Origin of the sequence: Pontiella desulfatans (genome assembly GCF_900890425.1) — a bacterium.
Classification (GTDB): Bacteria; Verrucomicrobiota; Kiritimatiellia; order Kiritimatiellales; family Pontiellaceae; genus Pontiella; species Pontiella desulfatans.
This window is the reverse complement of the sequence record NZ_CAAHFG010000003.1, coordinates 1,251,771-1,265,575: the sequence shown is the minus strand read 5'-3', so window position 1 is coordinate 1,265,575 and position 13,805 is coordinate 1,251,771. Positions and strand designations below refer to the sequence as shown.

General features: G+C 57.0%; 11 protein-coding genes. 5 read left to right on the top strand and 6 right to left on the bottom strand.

The window, feature by feature from the left end; translation table 11 throughout:
• Nucleotides 1–476: 476 nt before the first annotated feature.
• The 3 genes from E9954_RS25640 to E9954_RS25630 are packed head-to-tail and all read left to right on the top strand — an operon-like array spanning nucleotide 477 to nucleotide 3,650.
• Nucleotides 477–1,934, top strand: a complete 1,458-nt coding sequence (locus tag E9954_RS25640; RefSeq protein WP_222847315.1) for a B12-binding domain-containing radical SAM protein — start codon at nucleotides 477–479, stop codon at nucleotides 1,932–1,934.
• A gap of 58 nt (nucleotides 1,935–1,992) precedes the next feature.
• Entirely contained in the window at nucleotides 1,993–2,913 is a 921-nt protein-coding gene (locus E9954_RS25635) for a sensor histidine kinase (protein WP_136082112.1), read from the top strand.
• Nucleotides 2,910–3,650, top strand: coding sequence for a response regulator transcription factor (locus E9954_RS25630; protein ID WP_136082111.1), 741 nt, complete (start codon nucleotides 2,910–2,912; stop codon nucleotides 3,648–3,650). Before E9954_RS25635 ends, E9954_RS25630 begins: the two co-directional genes overlap by 4 nt.
• 94 nt (nucleotides 3,651–3,744) lie before the next feature.
• Here the strand turns inward: E9954_RS25630 and E9954_RS33550 are convergent, their stop codons facing one another.
• The 3 genes from E9954_RS33550 to E9954_RS25620 form a co-directional block, all read right to left on the bottom strand.
• The gene (locus E9954_RS33550; protein ID WP_281281267.1) at nucleotides 3,745–3,870 is read right to left on the bottom strand and encodes a hypothetical protein; all 126 of its coding nucleotides are present in this window, start codon (nucleotides 3,868–3,870) and stop codon (nucleotides 3,745–3,747) included.
• A gap of 107 nt (nucleotides 3,871–3,977) precedes the next feature.
• Nucleotides 3,978–5,444: a glycoside hydrolase family 130 protein gene (locus tag E9954_RS25625; protein ID WP_136082110.1), complete on the bottom strand. Its 1,467-nt coding sequence runs from the start codon at nucleotides 5,442–5,444 to the stop codon at nucleotides 3,978–3,980.
• Complete coding sequence (locus E9954_RS25620; protein ID WP_136082109.1) at nucleotides 5,441–7,732, bottom strand: glycosyltransferase family 4 protein; 2,292 nt, start codon at nucleotides 7,730–7,732, stop codon at nucleotides 5,441–5,443. The genes E9954_RS25625 and E9954_RS25620 overlap by 4 nt, the downstream gene beginning before the upstream one ends.
• A 264-nt stretch (nucleotides 7,733–7,996) precedes the next feature.
• On the opposite strand from E9954_RS25620, the gene E9954_RS32770 reads away from it, so the two are divergent.
• Nucleotides 7,997–8,266 carry a hypothetical protein gene (locus E9954_RS32770; protein WP_168442601.1) on the top strand — a complete coding sequence of 90 codons (270 nt, stop codon included), beginning with the start codon at nucleotides 7,997–7,999 and terminating at the stop codon, nucleotides 8,264–8,266.
• A complete protein-coding gene (locus E9954_RS33950) occupies nucleotides 8,254–8,349 on the top strand; it encodes a winged helix-turn-helix domain-containing protein (RefSeq protein WP_168442600.1) in 96 nt (31 codons plus the stop codon). Before E9954_RS32770 ends, E9954_RS33950 begins: the two co-directional genes overlap by 13 nt.
• Nucleotides 8,350–8,389: 40 nt before the next feature.
• On the opposite strand, the gene E9954_RS25610 is transcribed toward E9954_RS33950, so the two are convergent.
• From E9954_RS25610 to aspS, 3 genes are all read right to left on the bottom strand, one after another.
• Nucleotides 8,390–9,841 carry a glycosyl hydrolase family 57 gene (locus tag E9954_RS25610; RefSeq protein WP_136082107.1) on the bottom strand — a complete coding sequence of 484 codons (1,452 nt, stop codon included), beginning with the start codon at nucleotides 9,839–9,841 and terminating at the stop codon, nucleotides 8,390–8,392.
• A gap of 28 nt (nucleotides 9,842–9,869) precedes the next feature.
• Nucleotides 9,870–11,528, bottom strand: a complete 1,659-nt coding sequence (ptsP, locus tag E9954_RS25605; protein WP_136082106.1) for a phosphoenolpyruvate--protein phosphotransferase — start codon at nucleotides 11,526–11,528, stop codon at nucleotides 9,870–9,872.
• 443 nt (nucleotides 11,529–11,971) lie between these two features.
• A complete protein-coding gene (gene aspS / locus E9954_RS25600; protein ID WP_136082105.1) occupies nucleotides 11,972–13,771 on the bottom strand; it encodes an aspartate--tRNA ligase in 1,800 nt (599 codons plus the stop codon).
• Nucleotides 13,772–13,805 lie beyond the last annotated feature (34 nt).

The window sequence follows — 13,805 nt, the reverse complement described above, 5'->3', positions numbered from 1 at the left end:
GTCCTCGGTTCAAATCCGAGCCCCGCTACCAACTTTGAAGGCCGGAACACACGTTCCGGCCTTTATTTTTGCACCTTTCGTGAGTTCCTCCCATTTTTACAACCTCCGTGAGGACTCCTGACATTTCCTGCTAAAAACTGCTAATCCGGGGAACAAACGGGGAACTTTTTACGGTTAGGCCTCAAAAAGAGAGTATTTACTAAGCATGGTGATACCTCCTACTTAAAGCCGGGAAATCAAATGGGCTTTTCAGAGTACAACCATTCACGGGCTGTCCCCGCAGTGGGTTTGACCACGGAGGCGTCAAAGAAAGCAAAGGGCGGTGCGACTGAAGCGCAGATGGACACGGATGAACGCAGATTTTAATCGTTGGAAAAAATCCCGCCATGACAAAACCATGACATAGCTTCGGCATATTTCAGACGAATAGGAAAAGGAAAGGATTTCCAACCATGAATATTTTAATGATATGCCCAATGTTCCCTGACACATTCTGGAGTTTCAAACATGCCCTCAGTTTCGTCGGCAAGCAAGCCACCTTCCCTCCGCTCGGGCTGCTGACGGTGGCGGGATTGCTGCCTGCGCAATGGGATAGGCGGTTGGTAGACCTGAATGTCCGCAAGCTACGCGAGAGCGACTTGGCCTGGGCAGACTACGCCTTCATCACCGGCATGGTGGTCCAGAAGACGTCCGCCCGCGAGATGGTGGCACGTTGCCATGAAGCCGGCCTGAAGGTTGTGGCCGGCGGTCCGCTCTTCACTATGGAACATGAGGAGTTCGACGATGTCGATCATTTTATCCTGAACGAAGCGGAGATCACCCTGCCGCACTTCCTAAAGGATCTGGCGGAAGGCCGACCCCGGCGCGTCTACTCGACCACGGATTTTGCGGAGCTCGGCGATACCCCCCTCCCCGCGTGGGAACTGGTCGACATGAAGCGCTACCAGGCCATGGAGATCCAGTATTCGCGCGGATGCCCGTTCAACTGCGATTTCTGCAATATCACTTCATTGCTCGGTCGCCGCGTACGAACCAAGAGTACGGAACAGGTCATCGCCGAGCTGGACGCGCTCTACGCCGGCGGCTGGCGACGAGGCAAGGTCTTCTTTGTGGATGACAACTTTATCGGCAACAAGCGGCACCTCAAGTCGGAGCTGCTGCCCCGCCTGATTGCATGGCGGAACGACCGGCCGGGCATCACATTCCAGACCGAGGCGTCGATCAACCTGGCGGATGACCAGGAACTGATGGATCTGATGGTGGCGGCCGGTTTTGATATTGTCTTTATCGGAATCGAAACGCCCGACAACGCCGCTCTGGCCGAGTGCAACAAGACGCAGAACGAGCACCGCGATCTGGTACAGGACGTAAATAAAATCCAACGTGCCGGCCTGCAGGTCCAGGGCGGCTTCATCGTCGGCTTTGACAGCGACAAGCCGTCCGTGTTTCACCGGCAGATCGAGTTCATTCAGAAGAGCGGCATCGTAACGGCCATGGTCGGCCTCCTGCAGGCGCCGCAGGGAACCCAGCTTTATCAACGAATGGAAAAGGCCGGCCGCTTGCGCGGCTCGAGCTCGGGCGACAATGTCGAGGGGACGACCAACATCGTACCGCTGATGGATTTCGACCGGTTGCTCAAGGGCTACAAGACCATTCTGAACCATATCTATGCCCCGCGCCATTATTATGAACGAATCAGAACAATGCTCAGCGAATACCGGCCGCCGAAAGGCGGGTATCTGCCGACCCGCTCCGATCTGATGGCCCTGCTTCGTTCCTTTTACCGGCTGGGGATCCTGGGCAAGGAGCGCGTGCAATACTGGAAGCTCCTGCTCTGGACTTCATTCCATAGGCCTACCCTCTTTCCGCTGGCAGTCACCCTGGCCATCTCAGGCTATCACTGCCGGAAAGTTTGCGAACTGCATGTGCATTGAGCGCCAGCACGATTTCGGGGATTGAAACTCCGGCGGATGTGCTTCAATAATAGGCGCGATGAAGCACTTCAGACTTAACCTGGATCTCACCAGTGTAATCGCCATTCTTGCGGCCGGCGTGCTACTGCCGGTTATGCTCTCGACGGCGGTCGGGATCGTTTCGATCATCCTGGCAAAAGATAGCGATGGCATCATCACGGGAGTGCTGATCATATCGTTCACGGCCACGGCGGCCGGCTGCGGCTTGCTGGCACTGGTGTTTATGGGGAAAAAAGCCCGTCTGGCCCGCCAGCAGGCGGATTTCATCGCAAATGTTTCCCACGAGCTACGCACGCCGCTCAGCGCCATCCGGCTCTACGCCCAGACCCTGGAGTCGGGCAAGCTGGCCGACGATCCCGAACAGACCGCCCAATGCGTCGCAACCATCCTGCGCGAAACCACATGGTTGAATGCACTGATCGACAGGCTGTTGACCTGGCGCGCCGCATCAAAAGACGTGCTGGAACTCTCCCTGGAAACGCAGCCCGTGGCCGAAGCCGTATACGACGCAATTGATCGGTTCAACTCCATGGTTTCGCCCGATGAACTTACCCTCTCGGTTTCCATAGAGACCCGGCGTTGCGTGCGGCATGACGCCAAGGCCCTGAACTCTGTTGTCCTGAACCTGCTCATGAACGCGTACAAATACACCGGCATTCAGAAACAGATCCGTGTCAGCGTACAAGACAGGGACAACCACGTGATGATCGAAGTGCAGGACAACGGAATCGGCCTGACGGCCGCCGAGGCGAAGCACATCTTCCAGCCGTTCTATCGGGCGGTGCGAAGAGACAAAGGAGAAACGGGCGGTGTCGGGCTTGGCCTGGCCATCGCCCGGCACCTGATCGGGCAGCACAACGGCACCCTTTCCGTCGGCAGCCGAAAGGATGAAGGCTCCACCTTCACCATAACCCTTCCCGCCGCGGAGAATATTTCATGAGTAAAGACGCTGCCAACAGCAAAAGCCGCAAGGATACCATCCTGGTTGTCGAAGACGACCGCGCCCTGCGAAATGGCCTGGCGATGAATCTCGAACTTCACGGCTACCATGTACTCACGGCCTCGGACGGAGAAAAGGGCATGCAGCTGGCCTTCGACGCACGGCCGGAACTGATCGTGCTGGACATCATGCTTCCGGGCTGGACCGGGCTGGACATTCTTGAAGAACTCCGGAAGCGGAACGAGAACGTGCCCGTCCTGATCCTGTCGGCCCGCAATACCACCGCGGACAAGGTGACGGGGCTTGATCTTGGCGCAGATGATTACATGGCCAAACCGTTCGATCTTCCCGAGCTCATCGCCCGCATCGAAGTGATGCTGAGAAGGCAACGTTCCGAAGAACGGGACCGGCCGGTCCTGTCGGCCGGAGAACTCACCATCGACCAGGCGGCAAGAACCGTTGAAGTGTGCGGTGCAAACACAAGCCTCTCCGCCAAAGAGTTCGATATTCTGTGCCTGCTCGCCGAGTCGCCCGGGAAGGTATTCTCCCGGGAAACCATCCTTGAACGGGTGTGGGGCTGGGACTACGACGGCACGGCGCGGACGGTCGATAATTTTGTAGCCAGCCTTAGAAAAAAGCTGGAAACAGATCGCCCCGTCCGGGCACGCATATGCACCGTGCCCAGAGTGGGCTACAAGATCGAGGTTCAGCTGCGCGACGGTGCTTCCGAAGACTGAACCGCTTGAGCACCCGTTGCTTTAGTGGAAGTCGTCGTTCCGCAACCTGCCTTTTCATTATGGCTTAAGCTTTGTTGACCGGCAAAGGCCGGTATTACATCGAACTGGAGTTCTTGCTCCGGGCCTTTTCTTTCTTTACCTGCCGTTTTTCCTTGAGGCTCAGCTTGGGTTCCTTCTGTTTTTCCCGCTGGCCTTTATCTTTCTTTCCTTTTTCGCCCATGTCCATTCCTCCGTTGCTATGTTGTGTTCGATGCTGAAGTTCAGCGAAAAACCTCCGCGGCAACATCGTATGAAATCTTTTCTACACGCTGGTTATGCGCTTCTTAATCAACTCACATCGGATTGCAGGGCTTCCAAGAGGTCGTCAACCTGGAGGGTGGCGATGACAGAGGCGGTGTCGCTGAGGGCAAACGGAAGGATAAGTTCGCGCCCGTGAAGCAGGGAACCGCAGCTATAAACCACGTTGGGTACATAGCCTTCCCGTTCATTATCTTCGGGAGAAAGCAGGGGGTGCTTCAGACGTCCGATGACCTGCGTGGGATCGTTCAGGGCGAGCAAGACGGCGCCAATGCAGTATTTACGCATGGGGCCGACCCCATGGGTGATGACCAGCCAGCCGGCTTCTGTTTCGATCGGCGATCCGCAGTTGCCTATTTTTACGGACTCCCACATTTCCGCGGGTCGCAGGATGATTTGGGGATCGTTCCAGTGGTGGGCGCTCTCGGAAAACATGATGAACAGGTTTTCATCATCCTGCCGCGAGAGCATGGCGTAGAGGCCATTGATGCGGCGCGGAAACAACGCCATGCCTTTGTTCTGTACGGCGTTGCCATTCAGCGTCCGGATACGGAAATGCAGGAAATCTTCGGTCTCAATGAGCTGCGGCAGAATATCCCGGCCGTTGTAGGCGGTGTAGGTGGCGTAATACATGGCCGATCCATCGTCATCGACGAAGCGGACAAAACGGGCGTCTTCAATCCCGTTGGTTTCGTTGGAAGAGACGGGAAAGATAATGCGTTCACTTATTGCAATCGCATCTGAAAACCGCAGTTCATAGTTGGAGTCGGCCAGCCATTGGATGTGCTCGAGTGTGCGCTGCAGGTGGCGGGTGGCGGGATTGGCCTCGTGGCGGACGGTGCCGACCTGCTGCTTTAAGTCGCTTCGGGTGAAGTGTTCCCCCAGGGGTTCCATAACGGCGGCGACATATTTATCGTCGAAACCCATTTCCTGAAGTTTGATAATGAAGGATTCCTTCTCATAGCGGGGGTCGGGAACGATCTCCGGAACGGTGACATAGCGGGAAACCGGATCGAGTGTGATATGCCCATCCGATGAAAGCGTACCCGCCCGGAACTCGATGGACGAGATATGACCTTCTCCGGTTGCGCGCAGACTCATGATAAATCGCAGTCCCCCCGCAGGGGCAGCGCTTTGGTCGGGATGCGGCACGATGGAGGGATTGAAGAGGGCGGCAGACTCCAACGCGTATTCACCGGAAAAAAGAGCGCCGATGAGCAGTTGCCGGTTGAGCGAAAGCGGTTTGTTCGGCACCACATGTTTGCGTACTTTCTCGTAGTGGGCATGCAACAGCGATTCAATGTCGAAGTGCCGATCCTGGAATCCTGCACGTATTCCATTCAGCTGCGTGTGGACGTCGTCTTCTGTGAGGGCCAGTGCGCGATGAATGATGGTCTTGATGAGATGAACATTGGATGGGATGAAGGAACGCAGGATGACGCGTGCGCTATCAGGATGCAGTGTGATTTCATGGCGGTAATTCAGAACCGTATTCATCGAGTGGATTCTCCGACTGGGGGTTCGCTGATCAAGTGTTCTGCATAGTTCATTTCGGCGAGGGAAAGGTGAAAGGCCAAGGTGGATTCCGCCCCCTGATTCTCGCTGATACGGTCGGCGTGCAGTCCATCGCTGCAACCGCCGGTTTTGGAATCATACAATGGAATGCCCAGGTCGTTGCGGCCCAGGAACCATTCGAAGGTTCGTTTTGCCTCTGCGGACCACATGGGATCCCGGGTGGCACGAAAGGCTTCATGGCATGCGGAGATCATGGCCTGGGTCTCAACCGGCTGCTGGTCAAAGTCGGCCCGTGCGCCATTGCGTACATAGAAGCCATTGCTGCCGATGGGCCGGAAGCAGCCGGATGGTGCCTTGTGAATCGAAACCAGCCAGCGCAGCGACTTCAAACCGATTTCAAAGGCTTCTTTATTGGGCATCCACTGGCCGCTCAGGATGAGTGCCTGGCATAGACGTGCGTTATCGTAGGTAAGGCCCGGCTCGAACCAGGGCCATTCCTCGGTTGCGCATTGGTGCCAGAGTGTGATGAGTTTTTTGGTTAAGATTTCACGCATCGCGCTGATTTTCGGGTCATCGTTTGAGCGGCGCAGATATTCATGAATTCCAAGCAGAGTGAATGCCCAGGCCCGCGGGGAAGTAAACGATTCGACCACCGACAATCCGCGCTCGAAGAGCTGGGCGGCAAGCCGGCTGTTCCCGTCGTTGCGTGAGCGGCCTGCGCCGGTGCCCATGGCCCACAGCGCACGTCCATGGCTGTCTTCGCTCCCGGCCTCTTCCAGCCACACCCGCCCATGGCTCATAAAATTGCGGAACCGGCCGGTCTTGTAATCCAGGGCGGCCGCACAGAACGCAAGATAGCTGGCGGCAAGATTTTCAAGCGTTTTGATGCAAGAGCGATCCGCAATTTCATCGAGCAGGGTGCAGAGAATATAGGCGCGGGCATTGTCGTCGGTACAGTAGCCTTCGTGAAAGTTCGGCACATTGAAAATGGCATGCTGGAAGATGCCGGTGCCGTCGCTCATGCGCACGAGGTGATCGAGCCGCAGTTCCGGCAGGTCGTAGGGGCGGTTGCCGAGTGTCCATCCTGCAAACGCCGTACGGGGCGAGACCTTCCGGTCCGCGCACGCATGCTGAAACGATTCCAGATAGCGCTGTGCGACAGAAGGCCAGAGCATATCCCGGCCCATTGCATACGCCTCGTGCCGGATTTTTACCAGTCGTTCCGGATCGTTGAGCAGGCCGCATACCCCTTCGGCAATGGCCTGGGGATCCTTAAACGGAACGAGAACCCCGCGCCCTTTCTCCAGCAGTTCCTGTGCATGCCAGTAGGGCGTGGAGACCACCGCTTTTCCCGAGCCGAAGACATAGGCCAGCGTGCCGGACGTAATCTGGGCTTCGTTGAGATAGGGCGTCAGATAGATGTCGGTTGCGCCAATGAACTCCTTCAGGTCATCGAGCGAGACAAAGCGGTTGTAGAAAATGACGTTTTCCTTCACACCGAGATCTTCGGCAAGCCGTTCGAGGCTCAGGCGATAGCGTTCGCCCTCGTGTGCCAACAGGTTCGGGTGCGTGGCGCCCAGGACAAGGTACACCACGTTCGGATGGGTTGGCACAATTTTAGAAAGCGCTTCAATGGCATGTTCAATGCCTTTGCCCGGCCCAATCAGCCCGAACGTAAGAAGGACCTCGCGGCCTTCCACGCCGAATTGCGCTTTGTAGAACGTTGATTCAATAAACGGCAGGTCGGGGATGCCATGCGCGATGATGTCGATCTTGTCATCGGGAATGTCGTAGGTGTCGCGCAGAATCTCCGCGCCCTTCCGGGCCATGACGATCAGCCGATCACTGCGCGCCGCAAGTTCCATCATCACTTTGCGCTGCGAGGAGGTCGGGGTTTGGAGAACCGTGTGCAGGGTGGTCACGACCGGCATGTGCACTTCTTTCAATAACGCCAGTAAATGGCTGCCCGCCGACCCGCCATAGATACCGAATTCATGCTGAACACAGAGCACATCCGCGTTGTTGAAGTTCAGGAAATCCGCCGCGCGCCGATAGGAATCGAGTTCTTTTTCCTGTAGTTCGAAGCGTACACGGGCCGAATAGTCATAGCCTTCTATACGATCATTAACGGCTCCCACGAAACAGTCGGAGTCCGGTGCTGCGGCGGCGATTGCCTCGCAAAGATCATTTGTGAAGGTTGCGATGCCGCACAGCCGGGGCAAATAGTCGCCTAGGAAGGCAATACGTTGTGATTGGGAATCCTCACTCACGGTAAACCTTCTCTCGTTTTGTATAGACACCCTACAACCAATCTCCAAATAGGCAACACATACTTTCTTATCCAAGGTAGCGACGCCACAACAGAACTAAACTGAACGATGGTTCACGTTTGTGCGGTGAATCATAGCCAGCCGCCACGCTGCCGTGGATCTCATGATGCGAGTTTCGCACTTTGATTCCAGTCGGGGGATAACTATACTCCGTGTGTAGCCGACAAAGGATTCGGCCCAGAGAAAAATTCAAGGAAGCATGATATGACACATGTACTGATTCTCTACATCGTTCAGAACAGTGGGCACCATACGGCGGCCCGCTATCTGGAGGCCGCATTCCGCCAGCAGCGCCCTGACATCGAAACACGATGTGTCAACCTTCTGGCACATACGCATCCCAAGTGGGGGAAAACCATCGAACGCACGTACATGACCACCATCCGCCGGACGCCGGAACTGAGGGAAGCACTCTACGACAACTTCTGGGTCGAGCTGCTGACGCGACGGTCGACAACTTCGTGGCCGGCCTGAGGAAGAAACTCGGGACGGGGCGGCACGAACGGGCACAGATACGCACCGTACCCCGGGTTGGCTACAAGCTTGAGGTTCAATAACCCGGCAGTGCTTCCGGGCCTTGAATCACCGGATCACCCCCTATCGACTTCGATGTCCGCCCTGAAAATCGTGCCGAATGATTTCCATGGTACGCCGGCAAAGTTCTTTGCCGTATTCGGTCCAGCGGCCTTCGCCCCAATAGCGGTAGCAACTGGTCTGCGAAATGAGCAGATGGAAGAGCGCGTTGCGGTAGCGTTCTTCACGCGGATCCGTGCCGGCCGCTTTTTCAGCAAACGCGGCGCTGGCTTTTTCCATGGGACCGAGCACATGGTCGTATCCGCGGATCCATGAAATGTTGTTCATCCAGCTGCCGCCTTCCATGTGGAAGCGGTCATTTTCGAGTTGCAGCTCCTTAATGGCCTCTTGCACGCGTTCGGCTCCGGCTCCGATCCCGATTCGGTTCCAGATCTCCTGCTGCATGATCGGTTGAACGGCAGGAAGTGATGCCCTGGTGACTCCGGATTGAAACAGGAGTTCGAGGTATTCAGTTCCGTTCAACGGCGGGGTGTCCGTTCCGCCGGCTTCGGCCATCACCGCCTTAAACTTATCCGGGAACTCGTTCATCATGACGCCGCCATTTTCGCCATCACCGATCTGTGAGACCAGGGGCGGTATACCGATGCCTCTGATTTCGATGGGCGAAAGACCCTGCGCTTCGTAGCGGGGCTGCATTTGCGCCACCAGCTTGGTGTCGCTGCCCTGTGTTTTGATAAGGACTATGATCTCCAGAGCTTCGCCCTCCGAATTGCGTACCACCAGCCGATGGGGCAAATGGGGCCGGCGAACCCCCTCGCCGGTCGTTTCCTCCTCTATGGTATGCTCCTGAACAAGCACCCATTCGTAGCCGCACTCCAGCAGTGTTTTTACAAACTCGTAGGCGACATCGGGATGGTTGGGCAACGCCATTTCGGGCGGAGAAAATCCGCGGACGCGGCTCAGCGCCTCGGCTCCGAAGAGCGAGAGAAAATGCTGTTGCCAGGCTTCGACGTGGAGCCTGAAATCCTGCACGGGTGTAGACGGTATCACGGGATGGCCCCAGCCTGTGCCAAGCCATTCAACACAGTGGCGGTAACGGGGATCGGTCGTGATGTGCCGCAGGGCATCGATTACGTCATCCGCACCCATCTGTTCCAGCCCGTACAACAGGCATCCCGAATAATCGAGCATGATTCTCGGCTCGCAGCCCTGGGTCACCAGTTCCGGGATGAACTCGCCCATGCGCTTGTAACACCAGCGGAACACGGGGGCGTTATGATTGTCTCCACTACCCTGGTGCTCCATCATGTACTGCAGGTGGCCGATCACTCCGGCGGTGCGCAGGTCATCGCCATCCCCGGGCACCAAGGGCTGGTGCATATGGAGGGCGCTGGCGAATCCGCTTCGTATTGAGCGGATATCGATATGGATCTCCCTGGCCGGAACGGGATCGCGCAGGGCCCGGGCGGCCTTGGTTTCTTTTTCCCGCCCGCAGATATCAGGTAGTGGTTTCATGTTTTATCGTGACGAAGATCCCTGTCTTCTACCCTCTTTTATTCGCGGGCTTCCCGCACGTGGATTTTCGGATGGCTTCTTTGACCATCGGAACCAATGCCGGAGCGACGCTCAACGTTCTGATGCCGCACTGCAGAAGCCTGGGAATATGCTCTGGCCGTCCGGCCAGCTCGCCGCACACAGAGAGGGGCATTTCCGGAACGTCTTCGTGCGTGGCCTGCATCAGCCTGAAGATGACATCCGAAGCATCGTCGAAGTACTGCTCCACCGCCGCATTTTCCCGGTCGGCGGCAAACGCATATTGAGTCAGGTCGTTTGTGCCGAAACTCAGGAAGTCCACGTGCGGTGCCAGCTTCCGGGCCGAAAGCGCCGCGGCCGGCGTTTCGATCATGGCTCCGAGCCTGGGCAGCGGAGAGATATCCAGCTCCGCCCCGAGTTCGGTCAGGCACTTCTTCACCACGGCAACATCTTCGGGCAGCGTAACCATGGGCACCAAAACACGAACATCGAATTCCCGGGAGAGTTCCAGTACAGCCCGCAAATGTGTTTTAAGGAGCTCGGGATATTCACGCAGCAAGCGAATGCCCCGGCGACCCAGTGAGGGATTTGATTCCGCCAGAAACCGGATGAAGGGCAAGGGCTTGTCGGCACCGATATCCAGCAGGCGGACAATAACGGGGCGCCCCTTGGCCGCTTCCAGCGTCCAGCGCATTTCGTTGAGGAGCTCATCGGTACCGGGGGGCATAACGCATCCGAGGTAGGCCTGCTCCATGCGGTACAAACCCACGCCTTTTGCCCCATTCAACATGGCTTTCTTAGTGTCCTCGTTGCAGCAGACATTGGCGAGTACGGAGACCGTGATGCCATCCTTTGTAGTCGCCGGGATCGCCGCGCGTTCCCGGGCATAGGCGTAGGAACGTTCTTTGTCCTCAACTTTTTTCCGGAAGATCTCTTTCTGCTGCTCCCGGGGATGGAACGTGACTGTTCCAGTGTCCGCATCCACCAGAGCCCATGCGCCATTGGAAGCGGTGCTCAGCAGGTTGGGGAGTTTCGAAATACACGGCAGGCCCATTTCGCGGGCAAATAGAGCCGCATGAGAGGCGACACTTCCATGTTCCAGAAGAACGGCTGCGATGGAGCGACTTGCGAGAAACACGGTGTCGGATGGCAGCAAACGCGAAACAGCAAGCACACAGCCATGGGGGATCCGATCCAATGGATGAACCGTAATTCCCGCAAGGGCATTACGCAGGCGGATCGCGACATCGTGCATGTCGTCGCTTTTATCCCGCGCAATCTGCGATTCCATCAAGAGAAACCGTTTTTCCCAACGCAGAAACACTGTCTTCACGGCGCTGCCGGCACTGATCAGATTCTCAGCGATCTCCCTTCTCAGTTCCTCCCGCAAGGAAGGATCATTCGCCATGAGCTGATGGGCCTCGAAAACACCGGAAAGCCTTGTATCGATTTCCTTCTCCACACGCGTTGCCAAAGCGAGAAGATCATTCGAAATACTCGCGGTAGCGGCATCAAGCCGCGAAAACTCTTCTTCGACACCGCCTTGGCCTACCGGTTCCGGGGTGTCGATGGGACCGAGGAGAGTGTGCTGCAAATGGATCGCTCCCTCGGCCAGTCCCGGTGATACCGGGATTCCTTCGAGTATCAATGTCTGCGCTTTGTCAGTCATGTGGCCTCCTTTCGCATATGGCCAAGCCGCTCTTTGTCTGAAAACTACTCCAAGGCTAGTTTATTACAATGCTTATTCCCCGGGATTAAAGACGACTTCAAGACGCAGAAAATGAAGCACCCGATGGCAGGATGATTTAAAGGACTACTTGGTTTGTACCCCCCCAACCCCAAACCCCGGCTAAATCTGATTATCTAAACCAAGTCGGAATAACCGCGTGATGCTATGCAAACGCGGGCTGCGCCGGACGAGGTGGCGCGCTGGGGACACCCGCCCTACCCGATGCGGACGAAACGAAGCTGGAAGCATCGTCTACATCCGGTGCGGGTGACTGTATATACGCCAGCAGAGCGGAAAAGGTTACAGTTGGGAGAAAGAACCGCACAGCCACAAAAAAAACCGCCCGGTTCATCGGGCGGTTTTTTGATTTCCGAAGGTTGGAACTATTCCCCGGCTTCTTCGGTTTCCTTTTCAACCTTTTTCGGCAGTTTGATCTGCAGGTGCAGATCGCGGATCTGGTTGAACTCCACCTCGCCGGGGGCGCCCATGAGCAGATCCTGCGCCTTCTGGTTCATCGGGAATGCGATGACCTCGCGAATGTTCGGCTCGTCGGCCAGCAGCATGATGATGCGGTCGACCCCCGGGGCGATGCCGGCGTGCGGCGGCGCGCCATACTGGAAGGCCTTGTAGAGGGCGGGAAACTTGGACTCGACCACGGATTTGTCGTAGCCGGCGATGTCGAACGCCTTGATCATCATTTCCGGGCTGTGGTTACGAACCGCGCCGGAGGAGAGCTCGGTGCCGTTGCAGACGATGTCGTACTGGTAGGCGAGGATTTCGAGCGGGTCCTTGTTGAGCAGGTCGTCCATTCCACCCTGCGGCATGGAGAACGGGTTGTGCGAGAATTCCACCTTGCCTTCGTCGTCGAGTTCGTACATCGGGAAGTCGACGATCCAGCAGAATTTAAATACGCCGGGATCGATGAGTTCGAGACGCTTGCCGAGTTCGTCGCGCACGTGCGCGCCAATGGAAGTGGCTTCCTTGGCCTTATCGGCAATGAAGAACATGACGTCGCCGTCGCCCACGCCGCCGAGTTCCTTGAGTTGCTCCATGGTTTCGTCGGAGAGGAACTTTGCGATCGGGCTCTGGACTTCGCCGTCGATCCAGCGCAGGTAGCCGAGGCCCTTGGAGCCGACGCCCTGGGCAAACTTGATCATGTCGTCGAAGAACTTGCGCGATTTGTCGGCGCAGCCCTTGGCGGCAATGGTCTTGACGACGCCGCCGGAGGCAACCACGCCGGCAAAGGCCTTGAAATCGCAGTTGCGGAACAGCTCGGAGGCATCCTGCATGATGAGCGGGTTGCGCAGGTCGGGTTTGTCGGTTCCGTACAGATCCATTGCTTCCATGTAGGGCAGGCGCTTGAACGGAATATCGTCGATCTTCTTATCGGAAAACTCGCTGAAGATCTGGTGCAGGACTTTTTCGTTCACCTCGAACACGTCGTCCTGGGTGGCGAAGGCCATTTCCATATCGAGCTGGTAGAATTCGCCGGGGGAGCGGTCGGCCCGCGCGTCTTCGTCGCGGAAGCACGGGGCAATCTGGAAATAGCGGTCGAAGCCGGAGGTCATGAGCAGCTGCTTGAACTGCTGCGGGGCCTGCGGCAGCGCGTAGAACTTGCCGGGGTGGACGCGGCTGGGCACGAGATAGTCGCGGGCGCCTTCGGGGGAGCTGTTGGTGAGGATCGGCGTCTGGATTTCCATGAAGCCTTCGCCGGTCATCAGTTGGCGCATGCGGGAAATCACCTTGGAGCGCAGGATAATGTTGTTGTGCAGCGTTTCGCGGCGCAGGTCGAGGAAGCGGTATTCGAGGCGCAGCGTTTCGTTGCACTCTTCTTCCTTGGCCACCTGGAACGGGACCACCTTGGCTTCGCCGAGGGTTTCCATTTCCTTGGCGACCACTTCGATGTCGCCGGTGGCGAGCTTCGGGTTGATGGCATCCGGAATACGGTCGACCACCTGGCCGGTGAAGCAAATGGTGGACTCAACGCGCCAATGCTCGACGCCCTTGTAGAAGGGCTGGGAAGGATCGACCACGATCTGGGTCAGGCCATAGTGGTCGCGCAGGTCGATGAAAACAATGCCGCCGTGGTCGCGGACGCTGTTGACCCAGCCGGAAAGCTTTACGATTTCGTGGACGTTCTCTTTTCTGAGTTCGCCGCAATTGTGTGTTCTATATCTGTGCATGTGATTCTCCTAATTCGTAACGGGTAATGCGTAA

Excerpts from the sequence above, each read along its gene's own strand:
- E9954_RS25640 (WP_222847315.1), top strand. The coding sequence starts at position 477 with ATGTTCCCTGACACATTCTGGAGTTTCAAACATGCCCTCAGTTTCGTC.
- E9954_RS25635 (WP_136082112.1), top strand. The coding sequence starts at position 1,993 with ATGAAGCACTTCAGACTTAACCTGGATCTCACCAGTGTAATCGCCATT.
- E9954_RS25630 (WP_136082111.1), top strand. The coding sequence starts at position 2,910 with ATGAGTAAAGACGCTGCCAACAGCAAAAGCCGCAAGGATACCATCCTG.
- E9954_RS33550 (WP_281281267.1), bottom strand. The coding sequence starts at position 3,870 with ATGGGCGAAAAAGGAAAGAAAGATAAAGGCCAGCGGGAAAAACAGAAG.
- E9954_RS25625 (WP_136082110.1), bottom strand. The coding sequence starts at position 5,444 with ATGAATACGGTTCTGAATTACCGCCATGAAATCACACTGCATCCTGAT.
- E9954_RS32770 (WP_168442601.1), top strand. The coding sequence starts at position 7,997 with ATGACACATGTACTGATTCTCTACATCGTTCAGAACAGTGGGCACCAT.
- E9954_RS25610 (WP_136082107.1), bottom strand. The coding sequence starts at position 9,841 with ATGAAACCACTACCTGATATCTGCGGGCGGGAAAAAGAAACCAAGGCC.
- ptsP (WP_136082106.1), bottom strand. The coding sequence starts at position 11,528 with ATGACTGACAAAGCGCAGACATTGATACTCGAAGGAATCCCGGTATCA.
- aspS (WP_136082105.1), bottom strand. The coding sequence starts at position 13,771 with ATGCACAGATATAGAACACACAATTGCGGCGAACTCAGAAAAGAGAAC.